This window comes from Flavonifractor sp. An52, from assembly GCF_002159385.1.
GTDB lineage: Bacteria > Bacillota > Clostridia > Oscillospirales > Oscillospiraceae > Flavonifractor > Flavonifractor avicola.
On sequence record NZ_NFIB01000007.1, the window covers coordinates 15,034 to 33,944 of the forward strand.

An 18,911-nucleotide genomic window follows, 5' to 3' on the forward strand; every position below is an offset into this window, starting at 1 on the left:
CACATGGAAAAGGCCATTATCGGCAAGAAGGTCGGCATGACGCAGATCTTCGACGAAGCCGGCAAGGTCATCCCGGTCACCGTCATCGAGGCGGGCCCCTGCACCGTGGTGCAGAAGAAGACCGAGGAGAAGGACGGCTACAACGCCGTTCAGCTGGGCTACGGCGACGTAGCTGAGAAGAAGCTCACCAAGCCTGAGCTGGGTCACCTGAAGAAGGCTGGCGACGCTCGCAAGAGCACCCTGAAGGAGTTCAAGCTGGACAACTGCGACGCCCTCAACGTGGGCGACGAGGTCAAGGTTGACGTGTTCGCCGAGGGCGACCGCGTGGACGTGACCGGCATCAGCAAGGGCCACGGCTATCAGGGCGTTATCAAGCGTCACGGCGCTCACCGCCTGAAGGAATCCCACGGTACCGGCCCTGTGCACCGTCACGCCGGCTCCATGGGCTCCAGCACCGATCCCTCCCGTATCTTCAAGGGTAAGATCGGCGCCGGCCAGATGGGTAACGAGCAGGTCACTGTTCTGAACCTGGACGTCATCAAGGTTGACTCCGAGCTGGGCATCATCGCTGTCCGCGGCGCCATCCCCGGCCCCAAGGGCGGCATCGTGTACCTGCGCAACTCCGTGATCAACGTCAAGGAGAAGGGCGCCGCTGCCAACGCCAGCGTCAACCCGCAGAAGGCTTCCGCCCGCGTCAATCCCCAGAAGGCTTCCGCCCGTAACAAGTAAGAAAGGAGAGAACTCAAATGCCTAAGGCAATTCTTGTGAACATGGCCGGCAACCAGGTCGGCGAAGTGGAGCTCTCCGAAGCTGTGTTCGGGATCGAGCCCAATCAGACCGTTGTCCACGAGGTGGTTAAGAACCACCTGGCCAACTGCCGTCAGGGCACCCAGTCCGCTCTGACCCGCGCCGAGGTTTCCGGCGGCGGCATCAAGCCCTGGCGCCAGAAGGGCACCGGCCGTGCCCGTCAGGGTTCCACCCGCGCTCCCCAGTGGACTCACGGTGGTATCGTCTTTGCTCCCAAGCCCCGCGACTACAGCTACGTGCTGAACAAGAAGGTCAAGCGTCTGGCTCTGAAGTCCGCTCTGTCCGCCAAGGCCGCCTCCGGCGACATCGTGGTTGTGGACAGCCTGACCATGGACTCCATCAAGACCAAGGCCATGCAGGGCTTCCTGAGCACTGTGGGCGCCAAGAAGGCCGTCATCGTGACCCCCGAGGTCAACGAGACCGTCATCAAGTCCGCCCGCAACATCCCCGGCGTGGTGACCACCACTGCCAAGATCCTCAGCGTGTACGACATCGTGAACGCTGGCAAGTTTATCGTAGATAAGGCCGCTCTGGCCGTCATCGAGGAGGTGTTTGCGTAATGGCTACCACCGCTTATGATATCATCAAGCGCCCCATCATCACCGAGCAGTCCATGGCCGAGACCGAGGCCAAGAAGTACACCTTCGAGGTGGCCAAGAGCGCGAACAAGATCGAGATCGCCAAGGCCGTCGAGGAGATCTTCGGCGTGAAGGTCGCCAAGGTCAACACCCTGAATATGCAGGGCAAGGCCAAGCGCACCGGCCGCTTCCCCGCCGGCCGCCGCGCCAACTGGAAGAAGGCTATGGTTACCCTGACCGAGGACTCCAAGACCATCGAGTTCTTCGAGGGCATGGTGTAAGGAGGATAAGGAACAATGGCTATCAAAACTTATAAGCCCACTACGCCCTCCCGCCGCCACATGACCGTGAGCGCCTTCGAGGGCATCGATAAGAAGGCCAAGCCCGAGCGCAGCCTGCTGGAGAACCTGAAGAAGAATGCCGGCCGCAACAGCTACGGCCGCATCACCGTCCGCCATCGCGGCGGCGGTAACAAGAAGAAGTACCGCATCATCGACTTCAAGCGCGACAAGGAAGGCACCGCTACTGTCATCAACCTGCAGTACGATCCCAACCGTTCCGCCAACATCGCCCTTATCCAGTATGAGGACGGCGAGAAGCGCTATATCCTGGCTCCTGTGGGCCTGAAGTCCGGCCACATCATTATGACCGGTCCTGACGCCGACATCCTGCCCGGCAACTGCCTGCCCATCGCCAACATCCCCGTGGGCGAAATGATCCACTGCATCGAGCTCTACCCCGGCAAGGGCGCCCAGCTGGTCCGCGCTGCCGGTGAGGCCGCTCAGCTGATGGCCAAGGAGAACGGCATGGCTCAGGTCCGTCTGCCCTCCGGCGAGGTGCGTTATATCCGCGAGAACTGCAAGGCCACCATCGGCCAGGTCGGCAACACCGACTGGGCCAACATCCAGATCGGTAAGGCCGGCCGTAAGCGTCACATGGGTTGGCGTCCCACCGTGCGTGGTTCCGTCATGAACCCCAATGACCACCCCCACGGCGGCGGCGAGGGCAAGAGCCCTGTCGGTCGTCCCGGCCCTGTTACCCCCTGGGGCAAGCCTGCTATGGGTTACAAGACCCGCAAGCTGAAGAACCGCACCGAGAAGTTCATCGTCAAGCACCGCAACGCGAAGTAAGGGAGGCAGTAAAAGATGAGCAGAAGTATCAAGAAGGGCCCCTTTTGCGCTCCCGAGCTGCTGAAGCGGGTCGACGAAATGAATCAGACCGGCGAGAAGAAGGTTCTGAAGACCTGGAGCCGCGCCTCCACCATCTTCCCCTCCTTCGTCGGACACACCTTTGCCGTGCATGACGGCCGCAAGCACGTTCCCGTCTATGTGACCGAGGATATGGTTGGCCACAAGCTGGGCGAGTTCGCCCCCACCCGTACCTTCCGCGGCCACGCCGGCGCCAAGTCTGGTAAGTAAGGAGGAGAGAGAATATGGAAGCTAAAGCACATCTGAGATATACCCGTATCTCTCCCCGTAAGGTCCAGATCGTCTGCGACCTCATCCGCGGCAAGAGCGTAGCCCAGGCCAACGCCATCCTGATGGCCACCCCCAAGGCTGCCTCCGAGCTGCTGCTCAAGCTCCTCAAGAGCGCCGCTGCCAACGCGGAGAACAACCATCAGATGGACCCCGAGAAGCTGTATGTTTCCCAGGTGTTCGCCTGCCCCGGCCCCATCATCAAGCGGATGCGTCCCCGGGCTCAGGGCCGCGCCTATCGGATCAACAAGCGCACTTCTCACATCACCATCTGCGTGGCTGAGCGCTAAGGGAGGAGGAAGAATATGGGACAGAAAGTGAATCCCCACGGCCTGCGCGTGGGTGTCATTAAGGATTGGGACTCCCGCTGGTATGCCCGCAACGAGAAGGTGGGCGACCTGCTGGTGGAGGACAAGAAGATCCGGGACTACCTGAAGAAGACCCTGTATTCCGCCGGTATCCCCAAGATCGAGATCGAGCGCGACAACGCCAAGGTGCGCATCTACCTGCACTGCGCCCGTCCCGGTGTGGTCATCGGTAAGGGCGGCGAGGCCATCGAGGCCCTGCGCCTGAAGGTGGAGAAGATGATCGGCAAGCCCGTGGCCCTCAACATTGTTGAGGTCAAGAGCCCCGACATGGACGCTCAGCTGGTGGCCGAGAACATCGCCCAGCAGCTGGAGAAGCGCATCGGCTTCCGCCGCGCCATGAAGAACGCCATGGGCCGCGCTATGCGCATCGGCGCCCGCGGCATCAAGACTCAGGTGTCCGGCCGTCTGGGCGGCGCTGAGATCGCCCGCACCGAGCACTATCACGACGGCACCATCCCCCTGCAGACTCTGCGCGCCGACATCGACTACGGCTTCGCTGAGGCTGCCACCACCTACGGCCGCATCGGCGTGAAGGTGTGGATCTACAAGGGCGAGGTGCTCACTCAGACCCTGCGCACCACCCCCCGCACCCTGGACACCAAGAACTTCAAGGAGCGTTCCGACCGTCCCCGCCGCGACCGCCGCGACGGCGACCGTAAGGGCGGCTTCAACCGCAACGGTGGCTTCAACCGCAACGGCGGCAACCGCCAGGGTGGTTTCAATAACAACCGTCCCCAGGGCGGTGCCCGTCCTCAGGGCGGCGCTCGTCCTGCCGCTGCCAAGGAAGGAGGCGCTCAGTAATGCTGCTGCCTAAGCGCGTTAAGTATCGCCGCGTGCACCGCGGCCGCCTGAAGGGCAAGGCCCTGAAGGGCAACACCGTGACCTATGGTGAGTTCGGTCTGCAGGCCACTGAGCCCAGCTGGATCACCAGCAACCAGATCGAGGCCGCCCGTATCGCCATGACCCGTTACACCAAGCGTGGCGGTAAGGTTTGGATCAAGATCTTCCCCGATAAGCCCATCACTGAGAAGCCCGCTGAGACCCGCATGGGTTCCGGTAAGGGTTCCCCCGAGTACTGGGTGGCCGTGGTTAAGCCCGGCCGTGTTATGTTCGAGATCGCTGGCGTCTCCGAGGAGATCGCCCGCGAGGCCCTGCGTCTCGCTTCCCACAAGCTGCCTGTCAAGTGCAAGATCGTGGCGAAAGAGACCGCCGAGACCGAGAATGGTGGTGAATGAAGATGAAGGCTACTGAAATCCGTAAGATGAGCGCCGAGGAGCTGACCAGCAAGCTGGGCGACCTGAAGAAGGATCTCTTCCAGCTCCGTCTTCAGCACGCCACCAATCAGCTGGACAACCCGGTGAAGATCGCTGAGGTCAAGCGGGATATCGCCCGCGTCAAGACCATCATCCGTGAGCTTGAGCTCGCAGGCCGATAAGAAGGAGGAACTAGATCATGGAAAACAGAACTTCTTCCCGCAAGACCAGAGTCGGCCTGGTGGTTTCCGATAAGATGGACAAGACCGTGGTGGTGGCCATCGCCGACCGTGTGGCCCACCCCCTGTACAAGAAGATCGTCAAGAGCACTTACAAGCTGAAGGCCCACGACGAGAACAACGAGTGTGGCATCGGCGACCGCGTGCGGGTCATGGAGACCCGGCCCCTGTCCAAGGACAAGCGCTGGCGCGTCGTCGAGATCATCGAGAAGGCGAAGTAAGGAGGTGCCGGTATGATTCAGCAGGAAACTTATCTGAAGGTGGCCGACAACACCGGCGCCAAGGAAATTAAGACCATCCGCGTGCTGGGCGGCTCCAGCCGCAAGTTTGGCAACATCGGCGACGTGATCGTGGCTTCCGTCCGCAAGGCTCAGCCCGGCGGCACCGTGAAGAAGGGCGAGGTCGTGAAGGCCGTTATCGTCCGTTCCGCTAAGGGCGTCCGCCGCGCCGACGGCAGCTACGTCCGCTTTGACGAGAACGCCGCCGTCCTCATCAAGGACGACAAGAATCCCCGCGGTACCCGTATCTTTGGGCCCGTGGCCCGCGAGCTGCGCGACAAGGATTATATGAAGATCCTGTCCCTGGCTCCCGAAGTGCTGTAAGGGGGTAGGAGAAGACATGAATAAGATGAGCATTCGTAAGGACGATACCGTCATCGTCCTGTCCGGTAAGGACAAGGGCAAGCAGGGCAAGGTCCTGGAGGTCATGCCCAAGGAGGGCAAGGTCGTCGTCGAGAAGATCAACGTGGTCTCCCGTCACACCAAGCCCCGCAAGCAGGGCGAGCAGGGCGGCATCATCAAGAAGGAAGCCCCCATCTACGCCTGCAAGGTGCAGCGCGTCTGCCCCAAGTGCAACAAGCCCACCCGGCCCGCTCACAAGCTGCTGGCCGACGGCAAGAAGGTCCGCATCTGCAAGAAGTGCGGCGCCGAGATCTGAGAGAGGAGGAGACTAGACAATGGCTGATAAGAAAGTGCCCAACCTGAAGGCGAAGTACCAGGCCGAGGTCGCTCCTGCTCTGATGCAGAAGTTCGGCTACAAGTCCACCATGCAGATCCCCAAGATCGACAAGATCGTGGTCAACTGCGGCTGCGGCGAGGCCCGCGACAATGCCAAGGTCCTGGAGGCCGTTGTGGGTGATCTGACCAAGATCACCGGCCAGAAGGCCATCATCACCAAGGCTAAGAAGTCCGTGGCTAACTTCAAGCTGCGTGAGGGTATGCCCATCGGCGCCAAGGTCACCCTGCGTGCCGACCGTATGTGGGAGTTCCTGGACCGCCTGTTCAACGTGGCCCTGCCCCGCGTGCGTGACTTCCGGGGCATCAACGGCAACTCTTTCGATGGCCGCGGCAACTACGCCCTGGGCATCAAGGAGCAGCTGATCTTCCCCGAGATCGAGTACGATAAGATCGACAAGATCCGCGGCCTGGACGTGGTCATCTGCACCACCGCCAAGACCGACGAAGAGGCCAAAGAGCTGCTGACCCTGATCGGCGCTCCCTTTGCCCGCTAAAGGAGGAGAACGTAATGGCTAAGAAGTCTATGATCCTGAAGCAGCAGGCGGAGCCCAAGTTCTCCACCCGCCGCTACAATCGCTGCAAGATCTGCGGCCGTCCCCACGCCTACCTGCGGGACTACGGCATCTGCCGTATCTGTTTCCGCGAGCTGGCTTACAAGGGCCAGATCCCCGGTGTGAAGAAGGCATCCTGGTAATCAGGACAGCCTGAATGACGCAAACGCCCGCGCCCGGCGTGCGAGAGCACGTCAGGCGCTTGCGTTGCGTGATGAGGTTTTTTGGATTTGCCTTGCAGTCCAAAAAATAAAATTCTCCGTTTAGGAGAAAAACCCTGAGATTGTGTCAATCCGACTGTGAAAAATGAATAAGCGGCGCCCGCTCCACGGGGTAGGGTAGGGCATTCCTCCAAAAGTTTGGCGGAAAGTCACTTTTTCCTTTTCACACAAGGGTTTTCACGATATAATAATTCCTTGGCAGACGGTTAAAAGGTCGGAGCCCCGCGAACTCCGATACCTTACCGCCTTAACGGGCTCTCTCACGGCCCGTCATTCAAAAAGGAGGGTAAACTCATGCACATCACAGACCCCATTGCGGATATGCTGACCCGCATCCGCAACGCGAACAACGCCAAGCATGACACCGTGGACGTCCCCGCGTCCAACATGAAGAAGTCCATCGCGCAGATCCTGCTGGATGAAGGCTATATCAAGAACTTCCAGCTGATCGACGACGGCACTCAGGGCGTCATCCGCGTTACTCTGAAGTACAACCCCGGCAAGGAGAAGGTCATCACTGGTCTTCGCCGCGTTTCCAAGCCCGGCCTGCGTGTCTATGCCGGTGCTGACGAGCTGCCCCGGGTCCTCCACGGCCTGGGTATTGCCATCGTGTCCACGTCCAAGGGCGTCATGACTGACAAGGCTGCCCGCGCAGCCCATGTCGGCGGCGAGGTCCTGGCGTTTGTCTGGTAAGGAGGGAGAGTAGAAAATGTCTCGTATCGGAAGAATGCCGATCTCCATCCCCGCCGGTGTGGACGTGAAGATCGAAGCCGGTAACCTGGTTACCGTGAAGGGTCCCAAGGGCACCCTGACCCAGCAGCTGCACCCCAACATGAACATTGCCCAGGAGGGCGATGTCATCCATGTCACCCGCCCCAATGACGAGAAGGAGAACCGCAGCCTCCACGGCCTGACCCGCACCCTGCTGCACAACATGGTGGTGGGCGTGACCGAGGGCTACAAGAAGGAGCTGGACGTCAACGGCGTCGGCTACCGTGTGGCCAAGGAAGGCAACAAGCTGGTTATGAACCTGGGCTTCTCTCATCAGGTGGTCGTCGAGGAGATCGACGGCATCACCATCGAAGTGCCCAGCGCCAACAAGATCGTCATCAGCGGCGTCGACAAGCAGAAGGTCGGCCAGTTCGCCGCCGAAGTGCGCGAGAAGCGTCCCCCCGAGCCTTATAAGGGCAAGGGCATCAAATACACCGACGAGGTCATCCGCCGCAAGGAAGGCAAGACCGGCGTCAAGAAGAAATAAGGAGGTGTGCCACTATGATCAACAGACCCGATACCAACGCTCAGCGGCTTAAGCGCCACAAGAGAGTGCGCGGCAAGATTTCCGGCACGCCCGAGCGTCCCCGTCTCAACGTGTTCCGCAGCAACACCAACATCTATGCCCAGATCATCGACGATGTGAACGGCAAGACTCTGGTGTCCGCTTCCTCCATGGAAAAGGGCTTTGAGGGCAAGGGCTCCGACTGCGAGGCCGCCAAGAAGGTTGGCCTGGCTGTCGCCGAGCGCGCCAAGGCCGCCGGCATCGAGAACGTCGTGTTCGACCGCGGCGGTTACGTCTACCACGGCCGCGTGCAGGCCCTGGCCGAAGGCGCCCGTGAGGGCGGCCTGCAGTTCTAAGGGAGGAGGAAGATTAAATGGCTCGTTTTGAAAGAGAACCCAGCGAGTTCACCGAGAAGCTGGTTGCCCTGAACCGCGTGTCCAAGACCGTCAAGGGCGGTCGTATCTTCAAGTTTGCCGCCCTGATGGTGGTAGGCGACGAGAAGGGCCGCGTGGGCTTCGGCCTGGGCAAGGCCGCTGAGGTGCCCGAGGCCATCCGCAAGGGCATCGAGGATGCCAAGAAGCATATGTGCAACGTGACTCTGTCCGGCACTACCATTCCCCACGAGGTCATTGGTGAGTTCGGCGCCGGCCGCGTGCTCCTGAAGCCCGCTGCCCCCGGTACCGGCATCATCGCCGGCGGCCCCGTCCGCGCCGTCATGGAGGCCGCCGGCATCCGTGACATCCGCGCCAAGTGCCTGCGCTCCAACAACCCGCAGAACGTGGTCTCCGCCACCTTCGAGGGCCTGAAGGCTCTCCGTGGCCCCGAGGAGGTCGCCCGCATCCGCGGCAAGAGCGTCAGCGAGATCGTAGGTTAAGGAGGGCCGTGAACATGGCTAATCTGAACATCAAGCTGGTCAAGAGCCTGAACGGCCGCATCGCCAAGCATAAGGCCACCGCCGAGGCTCTGGGGCTGCGCCACATCGGCGACACCACCGTACAGCCCGACAACGAGGCTACCCGCGGCAAGATTGCCCACATCGGCTATCTGCTGCAGGTGACCGAGGAAAAGTAAGGAGGTGCGCGAAATGAATCTGCATGATCTTTCCCCCGCTGCCGGTTCCAACCCCAAGGCTTACCGCAAGGGCCGCGGCAACGGTTCCGGCAACGGCAAGACTGCCGGCCGCGGCCAGAAGGGCCAGTGGTCCCGTTCCGGCGGCGGCGTCCGCGTGGGTTTTGAGGGCGGCCAGATGCCTCTGACCCGCCGTATCCCCAAGCGGGGCTTCAACAACATCTTTGCCAAGCCCCTGGAGGCCATCAACGTGTCCGTCCTGAACAAGTTCGAGGATGGCGCTGTGGTCAATGTGTGCGACCTGCTGGAGAAGGGTATCCTCTCCAAGTGTGAGTATGGCTACAAGGTGCTGGGCAACGGCACCCTGACCAAGAAGCTGACCGTCCGTGCCTCCGCTTTCTCCGCCTCCGCCAAGGAGAAGATCGTGGCGGCAGGTGGAAAGTACGAGGTGGTCTAAGTGATCGAGACCATCCGTAACGCGTGGAAGATCCCCGAGCTGCGCAAGAAGATCCTCTTTACCATCTTCGCGCTGCTCATCTTCCGGCTGGGCTCGGTGGTTCCTGTTCCCTTTATCAACAGCGACCTGCTGGGCAATACGCTCAACAGCATGGGTGGTATCTTCTCCCTGCTGGGCACTATGAACGGCACCGCCTTCTCCATGGCCGCCGTTTTCGCCCTGGGCGTACAGCCGTATATCAACAGCTCCATCATCATCCAGCTGCTCACCGTCGCTATCCCCGCTCTGGAGCGTCTCCAGCGGGACGGCGGCGAGGAGGGCCGGAAGAAGATCGCGGCCATCACCCGTTACGTGACCGTGGCTATCGCTATCCTGCAGGGCCTGGGTTACTACACCCTCATCAGCAGCTACAACCTGATCGACACCGCCGGCCTGCCCGGCTGGTGGGTGGCTGTTGTGATCATCCTGTGCTTCACCGCCGGCTCCGCCTTTGTCATGTGGCTGGGTGAGCAGATCACCGAGTTCGGCATCGGCAACGGCATCTCCATCATCCTGTTCGCCGGCATCCTGTCCCGGGTGCCCGGTATGGTGGAGTCCATCTACACCGGTATCAGCAACAACCTCAACGGCGTCACCGGCGAGGGTGTCGTTAACCTTCCCTGGTGGGGCGCCATCCTCATCGTCATTGGTATGCTGGCCATCGTGGTGCTCATCGTGTTCATCCAGAACTCCGAGCGCCGCATCCCCGTCCAGTACGCCAAGCGGGTGGTGGGCCGCAAGATGTACGGCGGCCAGTCCAGCCACATCCCCCTGAAGGTGAACATGAGCGGCGTTATGCCCATCATCTTCGCCCAGGCCATTGCCTCCCTGCCGTCTACCATCGGTATGTTCTTCGGCAAGAGCGCCAACAGCGAGGGTGGCTGGGGCGTGTTCCTCAGTGTGTTCAATACCACCAGCATTGTTTATATCATCGTTTACTTCCTGCTGATTGTGGGCTTCAGCTACTTCTATTCCACCATGCAGTTCAACCCGGTGGAAGTGGCCAACAATCTCAAGAAGAACGGCGGCTTTATCCCCGGCTTCCGTCCCGGCAAGCCCACCGCCGACTTTATCCACAAGGTTCTGGGTAAGATCACCATGTTTGGTGCTCTCTATCTGGCCGTGATCGCCATCGCTCCCATCGTCACCGGCGCCATCATCGGCGTCAGCAGCCTGGCCATCGGCGGTACTTCCGTCATCATCGTGGTGGGTGTTGCTCTGGAGACTACCAAGGCGATGGAGGCTCAGATGATGATGCGCCACTACAAGGGCTTCCTGGAGTAAGGGGCGAGGAAAATGAAAATCATTCTTCTGGGCGCCCCCGGCGCCGGAAAGGGTACTCAGGCTGAGATCATCAGCAAGAAGCTGGGTATCCCCACCATCTCCACCGGCAACATCCTCCGGGCCGCCGTCAAGGCCGGCACCCCTATCGGGCTGGAGGCTAAGAGCTATATGGACGCCGGCAAGCTGGTCCCCGATGAGGTCATCATCGGCATCATTCAGGAGCGGCTGGCCGAGCCCGATTGTGCAAACGGTTTTATCCTGGACGGCGTGCCCCGCACCATCGCCCAGGCTGAGGCTCTGGATGCCCACGGCATCCACTTTGACGCGGTGCTCTCCCTGGAGATCGCCGACAGCGTCATCGAGGCCCGCATGACGGGCCGCCGGACCTGCCACACCTGCGGCGCCACCTACCACATTGTGGCTGCGCCTCCCAAGCAGGAGGGGATCTGCGACAAGTGCGGCGGCGAGCTGGAGCAGCGCAAGGACGACCAGCCTGAGACCGTTAAGCACCGGCTGGAGGTCTATCACAACGAGACCGAGCCCCTCAAGGACTACTACCAGGCTCACGGCGTGCTGATGAGCGTGCCTGATCTGGGCGGGATCGAAGAGACCAACAACAAGATCATGGAACTGCTGGAGAAGTGATTTGAGATGGAAATGATCTCACTGAAATCTCCCCGTGAAATCGAGCTGATGCGCCGGGCCGGGCGGTTGACCGCCCAGGCCCGGGCGCTGGCCGGTTCCATGGTGCGGCCCGGTGTCACCACCCATGAGATTGACACTGCGGTACGCAAATTTATCGAAAGTCACGGAGCCAAGCCCTCCTTCCTGGGATATGGCGGCTTTTCCGGCTCCGCCTGCATCTCCATCAATGAGCAGGTTATCCACGGCATCCCCGGCCCCCGGAAGCTGCAGGAAGGCGACATCGTCTCTATTGACGTGGGCGCTTACCTCAACGGCTTTCATGGTGACTGTGCCGCCACCTTCCCCTGCGGAGAGGTGAGCGACGAGGCCATGCGGCTCATTCAGGTCACCGAGCAGAGCTTCTGGGAGGGCATCCGTCTGGCCCGGCCGGGCAAGCGGGTGTACGACATCTCCCACGCCGTTCAGCAGTATGTGGAGGCCAACGGCTTCTCCGTGGTGCGGGACTTTGTGGGTCACGGTGTGGGCGCCAAGCTCCACGAGGCTCCGGAGGTACCCAACTACGGGCCTGCCGGACACGGTCCCCGGCTCCAGCCGGGCATGACCATCGCCGTGGAGCCCATGGTGTGTGCCGGTGACTGGCGGGTGAAGGTGCTCAAGGACGGCTGGACCACCGTGTCCGCCGACGGCAGCATGACCGCCCACTATGAAAATACCATCCTCATCACCGACGGCGAGCCCGAAGTGCTTACCGTGGCGGAGGACTGAGTATGGCGGCGGAGCATCCGCGGATCGTCCGCTCACTGGCAGGGCATGACAAGGGGCAGCTGTTCTGCGTATTGGATCAAGACGGCCCCTATCTGCTGCTCTGCGACGGCAGACGGCGAAAGGCAGAGTCCCCCAAGCGGAAGAAAACCGTACACACGGCCGACGCCGGGGACTTCCAACACCCCGTTCTGGAGAAGATCCGGACTGGGGAACCCATCACAAACCGAGAGGTGCGGAGGGCGCTGGCCGCTTTCCGAGCTGAGGAGTCAAGGAGGGTATGACGCTTTGGCAAAAGACGATATGATCGAAGTGGAGGGCGTCGTCACCGAGTCCCTTCCCAATACCACGTTCCATGTGGACATCGGAAACGGCCACATCATTCTGGCCCACATCTCCGGCAAGCTGCGGATGAACTTCATCCGCATTCTGCCCGGCGATAAGGTCACCGTCCAGATGTCCCCCTACGACGTAACCCGGGGCCGGATCACTTGGCGAAGCAAGTAATCCGGCTCATTCCGGCGGGCGCAGGCCTGCCGACCCTATCAATGACCGGTGCGGGTCAGCGGGGCCTTGCCTCCGCCGTACCGGGGCCATCAGGCTCTACAGGAGGTTAATGACATGAAAGTTAGACCGTCCGTGAAGCCCATGTGCGAGAAGTGCAAGATCATCAAGCGCAAGGGCAAGGTCATGGTTATTTGCGAAAACCCCAAGCATAAGCAGAGACAAGGTTAATAGGAGGTGCTGAAACAGTATGGCACGTATTGCTGGCATTGATTTGCCCAAGGATAAGCGGGTCGAGATCGGCCTTACCTATATCTTTGGTATCGGGCGCACCAGCGCCAACAAGATCCTGGCTGAGGCCGGTATCAACCCCGACACCCGCGTGAAGGATCTGACTGAGGCCGACGAGGCTAAGCTGCGCGAGATCATCAGCCACAGCTACACTGTGGAGGGCGACCTCCGTCGTGACGTGGCGATGGACATCAAGCGTCTGACCGAGATCGGCTGCTACCGCGGCCTGCGTCACCGCAAGGGTCTGCCCGTCCGCGGTCAGCGTTCCAAGACCAACGCTCGTACCCGCAAGGGTCCCAAGCGCACCGTCGCTAACAAGAAGAAGTAAGGGAGGGAGAAACACATGGCTACCGCTACCAAGGGTAAGAAAGTTATCCGTAAGCGCCGCGAGCGCAAGAACGTTGAAAAGGGCCAGGTGCATATCCGCTCTTCCTTCAACAACACCATGGTCACCGTGACCGATATGGGGGGCAACGCCCTGTCCTGGGCCTCTTCCGGCGGCCTGGGCTTCCGTGGCTCCCGTAAGTCCACCCCCTTCGCCGCTCAGACCGCTGCCGAGACCGCCGCTAAGGCTGCCATGGAGCACGGCCTGAAGACCGTAGAGGTGTACGTGAAGGGCCCCGGCGCCGGCCGTGAGGCTGCCATCCGCGCCCTGCAGGCCGTGGGCCTGGAGGTCACCCTGATCAAGGACGTGACCCCCATTCCCCACAACGGCTGCCGTCCGCCCAAGCGCCGCCGCGTGTAAGAGAAGGAGGAGTACGAATTATGGCTAGATATACCGGAGCAGTCTGCCGCCAGTGCCGCAGAGAGGGCCAGAAGCTCTTCCTGAAGGGCGACCGCTGCTACACCGACAAGTGCGCCATGGAGCGCCGTCCCTTTGCCCCTGGTATGCACAACCAGGGCCGCACCAAGAAGCTGTCCGAGTACGGTATGCAGCTGCGTGAGAAGCAGAAGGCCCGCCGTTACTACGGCGTGCTGGAGAGCCAGTTCCACAAGTATTACGAGATGGCCGCTGCCCGCAAGGGCGTGACCGGCGACAACCTGCTGAGCATCCTGGAGACCCGCCTGGACAACGTGATCTATCGTCTGGGCTTCGCCATGAGCCGTCCTGAGGCTCGTCAGCTGGTCCGTCACGGCCACTTCACCATCAACGGCCATCGCGTGGACATCCCCTCCTACCTGGTCAAGCCCGGCGAGGTCATCGCCCTGAAGGAGACCAGCCGGAGCAAGGAGAAGTTCAAGGCTTCTCTGGAGGCCAACGGCTCTCGTCCCGCCCCCAAGTGGCTGGACTTTGACCAGAACAACCTGGTGGCCAAGGTGGTTGCGCTCCCCGCCCGCGAGGACGTGGACCTGCCCATCGAGGAGCACCTCATCGTCGAGCTGTACTCCAAGTAATCGTGCTTGTACCCTCGATTATTGGTGAGCTGTATAAGGCGGCGGACAGAGTCCGCCGCCGCGAAAAGGAGGGTAACACATGGTAGAAATCGAGAAGCCCCGCATCGAATGTGTGGAGAACCCCGGCGACGGCTCCTACGGCAAATACGTCGTGGAGCCCCTGGAGCGTGGCTATGGTACCACGCTGGGTAACTCCCTGCGCCGCATCCTGCTCTCGTCCCTGCCCGGCACGGCGGTTACCTCCATTAAGATCGCCGGCGTGCAGCACGAGTTTTCCACCATTCCCGGAGTGAAGGAGGACGTCACCGAGATCGTCCTCAACGTGAAGAGCATCATTGCCAAGCTCCACTCCGAGGGCGTGAAAACGGTCTATATTGAAGCCAGCGGTGAGTGCGAAGTCACCGCCGGCGACATTAAGGCCGACGGCGAGGTGGAGATCCTCAATCCGGACCTCCACATTGCCACCCTGGGACCGGACGCCAGCCTCAACATGGAGCTGACCCTGTCTCATGGCCGGGGCTATGTCCCCGCCGACCGGAACAAGCCGGCCCAGACCATCATCGGTCTGATCCCGGTGGACTCCATTTACACGCCGGTGCGGAAGGTCAATTACACGGTGGAAAACACCCGTGTCCGCGACCTGACCGACTTCGACAAGCTGACCCTGGAGGTGTGGACCAACGGGACCATCACCGCCCGGGACGCCGTCAGCCTGGGCGCCCGCATCCTCTGCGACCACTTCGTCCTCTTCACCGATCTCTCTGAGACCATGGGCTCCAAGTCCACGGTGGTGGAGAAGGCCGAGGCCCAGCGGGACAAGGTGCTGGAGCTGACCATCGAGGAACTGGACCTGTCTGTCCGTTCCTTCAACTGCCTCAAGCGCGCCAACATCAATACGGTGGAGGATCTGATCTCCAAGACCGAGGACGAGATGATGAAGGTGCGCAACCTGGGCCGCAAGTCCCTGGAAGAGGTCATCAACAAGCTGGCCATGATGGGCCTGCACCTGGCCGACGAGGAAAACTGAGGCCAGGGAAGAGGGCGGCCCGGGGGCACGTAACGTCCCCTCCCGGACCCGCAGGCCGCAAGGCGCTCTCTTCAGGGGATTTCATCCCCCCGGACGAATTTAAATTGTGGAGTTCGCCTTGGCGAACATCCGATAGGAGTTGGATTTCATGTCTCACAACCGTAAGCTGGGCAAGCCTACTGATCAGCGCATCGCCATGCTGCGCGCCATGACCACCTACCTGCTGGAGAATGGTCAGATCAAGACCACCTATGCCCGTGCCAAGGAAGTTGCTCCTATGGCCGAAAAGATGATCACCCTGGCCAAGAACCCCAGCCTGGCCAATTACCGCAAGGCTCTGTCCTACCTGACCAAGGAGGACGTGGCCAAGAAGACCTTCGACGAGCTGGGTCCCAAGTATGCCGGCCGTAACGGCGGTTATACCCGTGTGGTCAAGATCGGTCCCCGCCGCGGCGATGCCGCCGAGATGGCCATCGTGCAGCTGGTGTAATTTCACCTTAAAAAGCGCCCTGCCTTCTGGCAGGGCGCTTTTTCTATACGCAACTTCTTGCAATTTGTGGAATGCTATGGTATACTATGCAACAATAAACTATAAAGAAGACGGTGAGCCCTTGTGGACGAACCTCCGCCCAGTAACAACTGCAAAAAAGACTATGTGGGACAGGACAGCCTTACCCTGAGCAGGGGATAGGGTTGTCCTTTTGCGCGTTCCGCACATTTTGAACATTGGAGTTGATGATTATCCTATGCCTGACAGTTCCAGTTTAACCATGATTGTAATTTTGATTGTCCTGGTGATCCTGTCCGCTTATTTTTCTGCAACCGAGACTGCCTTCACCTCGTTGAACCGCATTCGCCTGAAAAGCAAGGCGGACGCCGGCAATCGCAGGGCCGCGTTGGCTCTCAAGCTGGTGGATCAGTATGACAACCTGCTGTCTACCATCCTGGTGGGCAACAACATTGTCAACCTGTCCGCCTCCTCTCTGGCCACCGTGTTCTTCACGGAGGGCCTGCGGCTGCAAAATGGTGCGGTGATCTCCACCGCCGTCATCACCATTGTGGTGCTGGTCTTCGGCGAGGTCTCCCCCAAGAGCCTGGCCAAGGAATACCCGGAGAGCTTTGCCATGTTCTCCGCCCCCATTATGCGTATCCTGATGGTGATCCTCACCCCGGTGAACTTCCTGTTCAGCCTGCTGAAGAAGGTGCTGTCCAAGGTGTTCCACAAGGAGGGGGACAGCGGCATCACGGAAGAAGAACTGGTGACCATGGTAGACCAGGCCGAGAGTGAAGGTGGTCTGGACCAGCACGAGAGCAAGCTCATCCGCTCCGCCATTGAGTTCAATGACATGGAAGTGGATGAGATCCTCACCCCCCGTGTGGATATTGTGGCGGTGGAGGACACCGACTCCATGGACGATATTGCTCAGGCCTTTGCTGAGAGCGGCTACTCCCGTCTGCCGGTGTACCATGAGGACATTGACGACATCATCGGTGTGATCCATGAGAAGGACTTCCACGCCGCCCGCTATCGCGGTCAGACCGACGTAAAGGCCATTACCGGCCCCATGCTGTACACCACCGGCAATACCAAGATCTCCGAGCTGCTGCGAATTCTCCAGCGGGAGAAGGCCCACATGGTCATCGTGGTGGATGAGTACGGCGGCACCGAAGGCCTGGTGACCCTGGAGGACATCGTAGAAGAACTGGTGGGCGAAATCTGGGACGAACACGACGAGGTCATTGAGGAGTTCAAGAAGCAGGAGGACGGCAGCTACCTGATCTCCTGCTCTGCCGACCTGACCGATCTGTTTGACCTGTTCTCCATCAAGGGCGAGTGCGACGCCAACACCATCTCCGGCTGGGTGATGGAGCAGATCGGCCGTATTCCCGAGGAGGGAGACCACTTTGTCTCCGACGGGCTGGATGTCACCGTTACCAAGGTGGATCACCGGCGGGTGCTGGAGATTCGGGTGGAAGTGCTCCCCCAGCCGGAAGAGGATAAAAAAGAGAAGGCGAAGGACCAGTGAATCAGGCAGATTTGAATTTGGCGGTTACCCTGCGCCATGAACTCCACGCCCATCCGGAGTTGTCCCGACAGGAGACATGGACCAAGGCACGGCTGATGAATTTTTTACAGGAACATACCAAGTTGGAGCTGCATGACCGGGGAAGCTGGTTTTACGCCCTGTATCGAGGCATGGGAGTGGGGAAGATCGCCTTCCGGGCGGACTTTGACGCCCTGCCCATGGAGGAGACCTGTGAGCTGCCCTACCGCTCCCAGTGCCCCGGCGTAGCCCACAAGTGCGGGCACGACGGCCACAGCGCTGCCCTGGCTCTGCTGGGGCTGACCCTGGAGCGCACCGGGGCGGCCCGGGACGTGTACCTGATCTTCCAGCCTGCCGAAGAGGTGGGGGCTGGCGGCGAAGCTTGCGCGGCTCTGCTGAAGGAGGAGCACATCGGGGAGGTATACGCCTTCCACAATATGCCCGGCTATCCTCTGCATACACTAGCCCTGCGGAAGGGTACCATGAACTGCGCCTCCAAAGGCGTGACTTATCGCTTTGAAGGGGTGTCTACCCACGCCAGCACCCCGGAGCTGGGCCGTAACCCTGCCCAGGCGGTGGCTCGGATCGTAGGCGCCCTGCCGGGACTGACCCGACAGGAGGACCACCGGGGCCTTGTAATGGCCACTGTGGTCCAGATAGCTGTGGGAGAGCCGGCCTTTGGCATCTCAGCTTACCGGGGGGCGCTTCTGCTCACCCTGCGGGCCCAGTACCAGGAGGAGCTGGACGCCCTGTCCCAACAGGTGACCGATCTGGCCCGCCAGGCGGCGGAGGAGGACGGCCTGACCCTGACCATAGAGGAGCAGGATGTGTTCCCTGAGACTGCTAATCACCCCGCCGGGGTGGAACGGGTGGAAAAGGCCGCCCAGGCCCTGGGCCTGCCGGTGGTGGAGATGGAAGAGCCCATGCGGGGCTCGGAGGATTTCGGATGGTATCTCCGCCAGGCGGAGGGGGCCATGTTCCTGCTGGGGGACGGGGAGGACCATCAGCCGCTCCACAGAACGGATTTCGATTTCCCGGATGCGCTGCTGGGAACAGCTTGCGCTCTGTTCCAAAAACTGATCTGAAAAAAGCCCTGCGGCATTGCCGCAGGGCTTTTCTTATTCCGTTCGGGTTCGTGCCCAGTAGGCTGCCATGCTCTCACCGGGCTGTCCGGTGACCTCCTGGGAGAGATAGGCTTTCAGCTCCTCGGGCGGCGTCCAGGCCAGAGCGGAGGCCTCGTCGGGAAACTCCACTTCAGCGTAGAAGAAGCCGGTTTCCAGGTGGGGGTCTACCGAGTTGACCTCCAGCGTAAATCCGCCGGGCAGGGGATAGCGGTGCTGCTCCTTCTGGATCATGGGCTTGCCAAGCATGGCCTTCAGACGCTGGTAGCGATCCTGATCTACTGAGATCTCGATCTCCTCCCGCACCAGACCGGCCCCTCCTTTGAAACAGAGGACATAGGCGGTAGTTCCCCCTTCAAGGGTCTCCTCCCGGATGCGGATCGCGGGACGGGTGGAAAAATAGCCCTGTTCCATATAGAAGGTAGCGGCGGGGGACAGGTTGGGCCAGTCCTGCACCAGCCAGCGGCGTTCAATTTCCATAACAGCGCC

At 60.8% G+C, this 18,911-nt stretch carries 34 protein-coding genes; 33 read left to right on the plus strand and 1 reads right to left on the minus strand.

From position 1 onward, the window contains the following. Positions 1 to 3 precede the first annotated feature (3 nt). The 33 genes from rplC to B5G06_RS04065 all read left to right on the plus strand — a co-directional run bounded on the left by rplC (position 4) and on the right by B5G06_RS04065 (position 18,386). Positions 4 to 729: a 50S ribosomal protein L3 gene (rplC, locus tag B5G06_RS03905; protein WP_087187781.1), complete on the plus strand. Its 726-nt coding sequence runs from the start codon at positions 4 to 6 to the stop codon at positions 727 to 729. A 17-nt stretch (positions 730 to 746) separates the two neighbouring features. Next, positions 747 to 1,367: a 50S ribosomal protein L4 gene (gene rplD / locus B5G06_RS03910; RefSeq protein WP_087187782.1), complete on the plus strand. Its 621-nt coding sequence runs from the start codon at positions 747 to 749 to the stop codon at positions 1,365 to 1,367. Next, entirely contained in the window at positions 1,367 to 1,666 is a 300-nt protein-coding gene (rplW, locus tag B5G06_RS03915) for a 50S ribosomal protein L23 (RefSeq protein ID WP_087187783.1), read from the plus strand. Before rplD ends, rplW begins: the two co-directional genes overlap by 1 nt. 15 nt (positions 1,667 to 1,681) lie before the next feature. Beyond that, entirely contained in the window at positions 1,682 to 2,515 is an 834-nt protein-coding gene (gene rplB, locus B5G06_RS03920) for a 50S ribosomal protein L2 (protein ID WP_087187784.1), read from the plus strand. Between the two features lie 15 nt (positions 2,516 to 2,530). Then, the gene (rpsS, locus tag B5G06_RS03925; RefSeq protein WP_087187785.1) at positions 2,531 to 2,803 is read left to right on the plus strand and encodes a 30S ribosomal protein S19; all 273 of its coding nucleotides are present in this window, start codon (positions 2,531 to 2,533) and stop codon (positions 2,801 to 2,803) included. Between the two features lie 14 nt (positions 2,804 to 2,817). Next, on the plus strand, positions 2,818 to 3,150 hold the full coding sequence (rplV, locus tag B5G06_RS03930; RefSeq protein WP_087187786.1) for a 50S ribosomal protein L22: 333 nt from the start codon (positions 2,818 to 2,820) through the stop codon (positions 3,148 to 3,150). 15 nt (positions 3,151 to 3,165) lie between these two features. Further along, positions 3,166 to 4,029, plus strand: coding sequence for a 30S ribosomal protein S3 (gene rpsC, locus B5G06_RS03935; protein WP_087187787.1), 864 nt, complete (start codon positions 3,166 to 3,168; stop codon positions 4,027 to 4,029). Beyond that, on the plus strand, positions 4,029 to 4,463 hold the full coding sequence (gene rplP, locus B5G06_RS03940; protein ID WP_087187788.1) for a 50S ribosomal protein L16: 435 nt from the start codon (positions 4,029 to 4,031) through the stop codon (positions 4,461 to 4,463). The genes rpsC and rplP overlap by 1 nt, the downstream gene beginning before the upstream one ends. 2 nt (positions 4,464 to 4,465) lie before the next feature. Beyond that, entirely contained in the window at positions 4,466 to 4,663 is a 198-nt protein-coding gene (gene rpmC, locus B5G06_RS03945; RefSeq protein WP_204220740.1) for a 50S ribosomal protein L29, read from the plus strand. A 17-nt stretch (positions 4,664 to 4,680) separates the two neighbouring features. Then, entirely contained in the window at positions 4,681 to 4,941 is a 261-nt protein-coding gene (gene rpsQ / locus B5G06_RS03950) for a 30S ribosomal protein S17 (protein ID WP_050617190.1), read from the plus strand. A gap of 12 nt (positions 4,942 to 4,953) precedes the next feature. Further along, positions 4,954 to 5,322: a 50S ribosomal protein L14 gene (rplN, locus tag B5G06_RS03955; protein ID WP_087187790.1), complete on the plus strand. Its 369-nt coding sequence runs from the start codon at positions 4,954 to 4,956 to the stop codon at positions 5,320 to 5,322. 16 nt (positions 5,323 to 5,338) lie between these two features. Then, positions 5,339 to 5,656, plus strand: coding sequence for a 50S ribosomal protein L24 (rplX, locus tag B5G06_RS03960; protein ID WP_087187791.1), 318 nt, complete (start codon positions 5,339 to 5,341; stop codon positions 5,654 to 5,656). A 19-nt stretch (positions 5,657 to 5,675) separates the two neighbouring features. Then, positions 5,676 to 6,230: a 50S ribosomal protein L5 gene (gene rplE / locus B5G06_RS03965; protein WP_087187792.1), complete on the plus strand. Its 555-nt coding sequence runs from the start codon at positions 5,676 to 5,678 to the stop codon at positions 6,228 to 6,230. A gap of 14 nt (positions 6,231 to 6,244) precedes the next feature. Beyond that, a complete protein-coding gene (locus tag B5G06_RS03970; RefSeq protein ID WP_006573415.1) occupies positions 6,245 to 6,430 on the plus strand; it encodes a type Z 30S ribosomal protein S14 in 186 nt (61 codons plus the stop codon). Positions 6,431 to 6,802: 372 nt separating this feature from the next. Next, the gene (gene rpsH / locus B5G06_RS03975; protein ID WP_007494638.1) at positions 6,803 to 7,201 is read left to right on the plus strand and encodes a 30S ribosomal protein S8; all 399 of its coding nucleotides are present in this window, start codon (positions 6,803 to 6,805) and stop codon (positions 7,199 to 7,201) included. Between the two features lie 16 nt (positions 7,202 to 7,217). Further along, positions 7,218 to 7,766 (plus strand): 50S ribosomal protein L6, encoded by a 549-nt coding sequence (gene rplF / locus B5G06_RS03980; protein WP_087187793.1) that lies wholly within the window; start codon positions 7,218 to 7,220, stop codon positions 7,764 to 7,766. 14 nt (positions 7,767 to 7,780) lie between these two features. Continuing rightward, a complete protein-coding gene (rplR, locus tag B5G06_RS03985) occupies positions 7,781 to 8,140 on the plus strand; it encodes a 50S ribosomal protein L18 (RefSeq protein WP_087187794.1) in 360 nt (119 codons plus the stop codon). Positions 8,141 to 8,157: 17 nt separating this feature from the next. Further along, positions 8,158 to 8,658, plus strand: coding sequence for a 30S ribosomal protein S5 (rpsE, locus tag B5G06_RS03990; protein ID WP_087187795.1), 501 nt, complete (start codon positions 8,158 to 8,160; stop codon positions 8,656 to 8,658). 14 nt (positions 8,659 to 8,672) lie between these two features. Continuing rightward, the gene (gene rpmD / locus B5G06_RS03995) at positions 8,673 to 8,855 is read left to right on the plus strand and encodes a 50S ribosomal protein L30 (RefSeq protein ID WP_087187796.1); all 183 of its coding nucleotides are present in this window, start codon (positions 8,673 to 8,675) and stop codon (positions 8,853 to 8,855) included. Positions 8,856 to 8,868: 13 nt separating this feature from the next. Next, positions 8,869 to 9,309, plus strand: coding sequence for a 50S ribosomal protein L15 (rplO, locus tag B5G06_RS04000; protein WP_087187797.1), 441 nt, complete (start codon positions 8,869 to 8,871; stop codon positions 9,307 to 9,309). Beyond that, positions 9,310 to 10,632, plus strand: a complete 1,323-nt coding sequence (secY, locus tag B5G06_RS04005; protein WP_087187798.1) for a preprotein translocase subunit SecY — start codon at positions 9,310 to 9,312, stop codon at positions 10,630 to 10,632. It begins immediately after the preceding gene. Positions 10,633 to 10,644: 12 nt separating this feature from the next. Then, a complete protein-coding gene (locus B5G06_RS04010) occupies positions 10,645 to 11,277 on the plus strand; it encodes an adenylate kinase (protein ID WP_087187799.1) in 633 nt (210 codons plus the stop codon). A 12-nt stretch (positions 11,278 to 11,289) separates the two neighbouring features. Then, complete coding sequence (gene map, locus B5G06_RS04015; protein ID WP_087187865.1) at positions 11,290 to 12,042, plus strand: type I methionyl aminopeptidase; 753 nt, start codon at positions 11,290 to 11,292, stop codon at positions 12,040 to 12,042. Positions 12,043 to 12,044: 2 nt separating this feature from the next. Continuing rightward, positions 12,045 to 12,323, plus strand: coding sequence for a KOW domain-containing RNA-binding protein (locus B5G06_RS04020; protein WP_087187800.1), 279 nt, complete (start codon positions 12,045 to 12,047; stop codon positions 12,321 to 12,323). 4 nt (positions 12,324 to 12,327) lie between these two features. Further along, entirely contained in the window at positions 12,328 to 12,546 is a 219-nt protein-coding gene (gene infA, locus B5G06_RS04025) for a translation initiation factor IF-1 (protein WP_009258089.1), read from the plus strand. 114 nt (positions 12,547 to 12,660) lie between these two features. After that, the gene (gene rpmJ, locus B5G06_RS04030) at positions 12,661 to 12,774 is read left to right on the plus strand and encodes a 50S ribosomal protein L36 (protein WP_006573428.1); all 114 of its coding nucleotides are present in this window, start codon (positions 12,661 to 12,663) and stop codon (positions 12,772 to 12,774) included. A gap of 19 nt (positions 12,775 to 12,793) precedes the next feature. Next, complete coding sequence (gene rpsM / locus B5G06_RS04035) at positions 12,794 to 13,162, plus strand: 30S ribosomal protein S13 (RefSeq protein WP_087187801.1); 369 nt, start codon at positions 12,794 to 12,796, stop codon at positions 13,160 to 13,162. A gap of 15 nt (positions 13,163 to 13,177) precedes the next feature. Further along, positions 13,178 to 13,579 carry a 30S ribosomal protein S11 gene (gene rpsK, locus B5G06_RS04040; RefSeq protein ID WP_007494608.1) on the plus strand — a complete coding sequence of 134 codons (402 nt, stop codon included), beginning with the start codon at positions 13,178 to 13,180 and terminating at the stop codon, positions 13,577 to 13,579. 20 nt (positions 13,580 to 13,599) lie between these two features. Beyond that, positions 13,600 to 14,229, plus strand: a complete 630-nt coding sequence (rpsD, locus tag B5G06_RS04045) for a 30S ribosomal protein S4 (RefSeq protein ID WP_087187802.1) — start codon at positions 13,600 to 13,602, stop codon at positions 14,227 to 14,229. A gap of 79 nt (positions 14,230 to 14,308) precedes the next feature. Beyond that, the gene (locus B5G06_RS04050) at positions 14,309 to 15,256 is read left to right on the plus strand and encodes a DNA-directed RNA polymerase subunit alpha (protein WP_087187803.1); all 948 of its coding nucleotides are present in this window, start codon (positions 14,309 to 14,311) and stop codon (positions 15,254 to 15,256) included. Between the two features lie 148 nt (positions 15,257 to 15,404). Continuing rightward, positions 15,405 to 15,746, plus strand: a complete 342-nt coding sequence (rplQ, locus tag B5G06_RS04055; protein WP_087187804.1) for a 50S ribosomal protein L17 — start codon at positions 15,405 to 15,407, stop codon at positions 15,744 to 15,746. 280 nt (positions 15,747 to 16,026) lie between these two features. Next, positions 16,027 to 17,283, plus strand: a complete 1,257-nt coding sequence (locus B5G06_RS04060; protein WP_242955340.1) for an HlyC/CorC family transporter — start codon at positions 16,027 to 16,029, stop codon at positions 17,281 to 17,283. Continuing rightward, on the plus strand, positions 17,280 to 18,386 hold the full coding sequence (locus B5G06_RS04065; protein ID WP_087187806.1) for a M20 metallopeptidase family protein: 1,107 nt from the start codon (positions 17,280 to 17,282) through the stop codon (positions 18,384 to 18,386). Before B5G06_RS04060 ends, B5G06_RS04065 begins: the two co-directional genes overlap by 4 nt. Before the next feature lie 33 nt (positions 18,387 to 18,419). Here B5G06_RS04065 and B5G06_RS04070 read toward each other — a convergent pair whose 3' ends face one another. Further along, complete coding sequence (locus B5G06_RS04070) at positions 18,420 to 18,902, minus strand: hypothetical protein (RefSeq protein ID WP_087187807.1); 483 nt, start codon at positions 18,900 to 18,902, stop codon at positions 18,420 to 18,422. Positions 18,903 to 18,911: the final 9 nt, after the last annotated feature.

Coding starts and splice junctions, on each gene's coding strand:
- rplP (WP_087187788.1), top strand. CDS start 4,029: ATGCTGCTGCCTAAGCGCGTTAAGTATCGCCGCGTGCACCGCGGCCGC.
- rplC (WP_087187781.1), top strand. CDS start 4: ATGGAAAAGGCCATTATCGGCAAGAAGGTCGGCATGACGCAGATCTTC.
- B5G06_RS04060 (WP_242955340.1), top strand. CDS start 16,027: ATGATTGTAATTTTGATTGTCCTGGTGATCCTGTCCGCTTATTTTTCT.
- B5G06_RS04070 (WP_087187807.1), bottom strand. CDS start 18,902: ATGGAAATTGAACGCCGCTGGCTGGTGCAGGACTGGCCCAACCTGTCC.
- rpsQ (WP_050617190.1), top strand. CDS start 4,681: ATGGAAAACAGAACTTCTTCCCGCAAGACCAGAGTCGGCCTGGTGGTT.
- rpsD (WP_087187802.1), top strand. CDS start 13,600: ATGGCTAGATATACCGGAGCAGTCTGCCGCCAGTGCCGCAGAGAGGGC.
- rplW (WP_087187783.1), top strand. CDS start 1,367: ATGGCTACCACCGCTTATGATATCATCAAGCGCCCCATCATCACCGAG.
- rplD (WP_087187782.1), top strand. CDS start 747: ATGCCTAAGGCAATTCTTGTGAACATGGCCGGCAACCAGGTCGGCGAA.
- B5G06_RS04020 (WP_087187800.1), top strand. CDS start 12,045: ATGGCGGCGGAGCATCCGCGGATCGTCCGCTCACTGGCAGGGCATGAC.
- rplB (WP_087187784.1), top strand. CDS start 1,682: ATGGCTATCAAAACTTATAAGCCCACTACGCCCTCCCGCCGCCACATG.
- B5G06_RS04050 (WP_087187803.1), top strand. CDS start 14,309: ATGGTAGAAATCGAGAAGCCCCGCATCGAATGTGTGGAGAACCCCGGC.
- rplE (WP_087187792.1), top strand. CDS start 5,676: ATGGCTGATAAGAAAGTGCCCAACCTGAAGGCGAAGTACCAGGCCGAG.
- rpmJ (WP_006573428.1), top strand. CDS start 12,661: ATGAAAGTTAGACCGTCCGTGAAGCCCATGTGCGAGAAGTGCAAGATC.
- rplR (WP_087187794.1), top strand. CDS start 7,781: ATGATCAACAGACCCGATACCAACGCTCAGCGGCTTAAGCGCCACAAG.
- rplX (WP_087187791.1), top strand. CDS start 5,339: ATGAATAAGATGAGCATTCGTAAGGACGATACCGTCATCGTCCTGTCC.
- rplN (WP_087187790.1), top strand. CDS start 4,954: ATGATTCAGCAGGAAACTTATCTGAAGGTGGCCGACAACACCGGCGCC.
- rpsC (WP_087187787.1), top strand. CDS start 3,166: ATGGGACAGAAAGTGAATCCCCACGGCCTGCGCGTGGGTGTCATTAAG.
- rpsK (WP_007494608.1), top strand. CDS start 13,178: ATGGCTACCGCTACCAAGGGTAAGAAAGTTATCCGTAAGCGCCGCGAG.
- rpmC (WP_204220740.1), top strand. CDS start 4,466: ATGAAGGCTACTGAAATCCGTAAGATGAGCGCCGAGGAGCTGACCAGC.
- rpsE (WP_087187795.1), top strand. CDS start 8,158: ATGGCTCGTTTTGAAAGAGAACCCAGCGAGTTCACCGAGAAGCTGGTT.
- rplQ (WP_087187804.1), top strand. CDS start 15,405: ATGTCTCACAACCGTAAGCTGGGCAAGCCTACTGATCAGCGCATCGCC.
- B5G06_RS04010 (WP_087187799.1), top strand. CDS start 10,645: ATGAAAATCATTCTTCTGGGCGCCCCCGGCGCCGGAAAGGGTACTCAG.
- B5G06_RS03970 (WP_006573415.1), top strand. CDS start 6,245: ATGGCTAAGAAGTCTATGATCCTGAAGCAGCAGGCGGAGCCCAAGTTC.
- rpsS (WP_087187785.1), top strand. CDS start 2,531: ATGAGCAGAAGTATCAAGAAGGGCCCCTTTTGCGCTCCCGAGCTGCTG.
- rplF (WP_087187793.1), top strand. CDS start 7,218: ATGTCTCGTATCGGAAGAATGCCGATCTCCATCCCCGCCGGTGTGGAC.
- rplV (WP_087187786.1), top strand. CDS start 2,818: ATGGAAGCTAAAGCACATCTGAGATATACCCGTATCTCTCCCCGTAAG.
- rpmD (WP_087187796.1), top strand. CDS start 8,673: ATGGCTAATCTGAACATCAAGCTGGTCAAGAGCCTGAACGGCCGCATC.
- rpsH (WP_007494638.1), top strand. CDS start 6,803: ATGCACATCACAGACCCCATTGCGGATATGCTGACCCGCATCCGCAAC.
- map (WP_087187865.1), top strand. CDS start 11,290: ATGATCTCACTGAAATCTCCCCGTGAAATCGAGCTGATGCGCCGGGCC.
- rplO (WP_087187797.1), top strand. CDS start 8,869: ATGAATCTGCATGATCTTTCCCCCGCTGCCGGTTCCAACCCCAAGGCT.
- rpsM (WP_087187801.1), top strand. CDS start 12,794: ATGGCACGTATTGCTGGCATTGATTTGCCCAAGGATAAGCGGGTCGAG.